This is a genomic window from Geomonas sp., assembly GCF_056994735.1.
In genome coordinates this window covers 1-2,217 of the sequence record NZ_JBXKJL010000073.1, presented here as the reverse complement: position 1 = coordinate 2,217, position 2,217 = coordinate 1, and the positions used below count along the sequence as shown (strand labels likewise).

Annotated in this window: 3 protein-coding genes; 2 read left to right on the top strand and 1 reads right to left on the bottom strand. The window is 58.8% G+C overall.

What is annotated here, in order from left to right; all coding sequences use genetic code 11:
* Window positions 1–425: hypothetical protein (locus AC11W3_RS03460; protein ID WP_484092487.1), on the top strand; the 425-nt coding region annotated here is incomplete at its 5' end.
* Here AC11W3_RS03460 and AC11W3_RS03455 read toward each other — a convergent pair.
* Window positions 370–1,608: an ISL3 family transposase gene (locus AC11W3_RS03455; protein ID WP_484092486.1), complete on the bottom strand. Its 1,239-nt coding sequence runs from the start codon at window positions 1,606–1,608 to the stop codon at window positions 370–372. The genes AC11W3_RS03460 and AC11W3_RS03455 overlap by 56 nt on opposite strands.
* A gap of 244 nt (window positions 1,609–1,852) precedes the next feature.
* Between AC11W3_RS03455 and AC11W3_RS03450 the strand changes: the two genes are divergently transcribed.
* Window positions 1,853–2,217, top strand: a 365-nt coding sequence (locus AC11W3_RS03450) for a hypothetical protein (RefSeq protein WP_484092485.1), incomplete at its 3' end; no start/stop codon positions are given.

Here is a 2,217-nt window from a genome sequence, read left to right as displayed (position 1 = left end):
GAATGAGGAATATCATGCTAATGCAATCGGTACGGACCGAGAAAAGACGACGGCTACAGCCAACCGTCGCATTGCTGGAAGATCGACGTCTACTCAGCAGTGGCCCACTTGACCTCACCACCGCTGGAGCCTCAGGCGTTATCAACGGCGCCATCTTCCAGCAAGCCAACTTCCAACCAACCGGCAGCGGCGTCATCGACTCCTTCGTCCGCATCCGCGAGAAGGGCGTCGAATACGGCTACAACACCGACGCTCGCCCCTACACCGATCCGGTACTGACAAATGGTGGCACGCAAACCACGGCGACCTTCGATCACTCAATCAAACGGAGCGACGTTCCGAGACTCCCCACGCATCTCCACCAGATCCTCAGGCAGCTTGCCTTGACTTCTGTCTGGCTTGGGGTTGCGTTTTGCCGGATTTAATCGATTTCGCGCGGCCGTTGTCTTTTGCACTTGGTGGTTCCCAGTCGCTCCAGGCATCGTGGAGTTTTAGGACCACGAAGCGGACGAGCGTCTTTCGTCGCCGCCATTTGTACCTCACCTTCTCCAGAAAGCGAAACATCCGATTGGTACGCTCCACGTGATTGTTGGTCCGGACCCGCTGGCTGATCGGGTTGTTCAGGTAGGCCATGAGCTTGGGGAACCTCTCCTCATCGAGTTGCTCCATCGCCTTGACCAACTCCGGCACGGCCTGAAACGCCGGGTCGCCGAGAACCGCAGCTCGACGACAGCTTGATTGATGGAAACCCTTGGGCGTGTCGAACACCCAATAGATCCGCTCGGCGAATCGTCGCAACGTTGCCAGCTCGGGCAAGTATTCCAGTACCCTTTTCAGGTTGTCATGATCCGACTCGGTGAAGTTTTCGCGACGCTTCACGATCAAGTATCGATGTTTGAACACGAAGTCCGCCTTCTCCTTGACCGTAGGACCGCGACGGGCTGCTGCCTTCTTGGCTTTGCGGCTCTTGCGGCCCCGCTTCTTCTTGCGTCCGCGCTTGCCCCGCCTGCTCATCGCTGTCCTCATCCGCCGCACGGCGTCCAGGATGAGCTTGTTGATGTCCTTGATCACGTGGAAAACGCACAACTGATGGTTCGCGTCGGGCCACAACTCGGTCAACACGGCGGGGTACAGGTTCGAGCCGTCGGTGACCACAATCTGGGGCTCAAGACCCCAGTTCTTAAGGTTCTTGAGGAACGGCCGCATGTGATCCTGATCGTTGGACTCGACCAATGCGAAAGCCACCGGCAGGTTACTCAGCGGATCAGTCGCCAGAAGCAACGTGAAGCGGCCCAAGTGCAGTTCGTCCACGCAGAGCGTGCCGCTGAAATGTTCCAGAACCTTGCGGCGATGCTCCGACATGTCGAGTTCTCCAACCCGATCGCGGAGCACGTTGTAGACGAACCCCGAGGACAGTTCCAGAAAGAACTCGCGCCGCAACGACTCCAACATCCGCTCGATGCTCATCCCATCCTTGATGATGCGATCCAGCACCAGATCGCGGACCTTGTTGTCGTAGTGGGCCTTGGGGAGCACGCCCTCGGGGGTGTTTCGGAACGTCGTGCAGCATTCGCACTGGGCTGTGTACTCACCGTAGGTGATCTTCAAGTAAGCCACCGCCTTGTAGGCGACCGTGCGTACTTCGCGAGTACAAGTCCGTTTTCGTTTCCCCATCTTCCCACACTGGGGACAAGGGGCCTTCTTGGGAGCGCAGTGAACCGGTATAAAGACAGTCGTGGGTGCATCCGTGCCCATGCTTGCGTCCTTCGTGCTGAGGCCGAGCAACCTCATTCACGGGGACGCAAGCCCTAGCTTTCAAGCCCAAAACACCTTACTCGTCCCTCCTGAGTCGGTGGAGATCAGTGAGGAGTCTCCGAAATCGCGCGACCAGTTTGTCAGAGACCTCCATGCGTTTCACCTCCGCTGGCACCTGCCGGTGCTCATCACTTCGCAGGAGCCCCTTGAGCTAGCGGGGCCCCTTAAGGGAGAGGTTTTCGAGTTCGCAGGGTTGACCGATGAGGAGCGCCTGCGCGTCTTCCAAGCCTACCGGACCGGTCCGGTCCCAGCGGACTTCCAGGAACTTTGCGCACCTTTTGTAACGCCGTACGAGCTGAGCCTTGCAGCATCCCTCGTGTCCGGCTTGGAGCGGGCGCCCACTCGCGCGGCCCTCTTCGATTCTTACGTGAGCCACCGCTGTGGCCAGACCGAAGAAGCGAC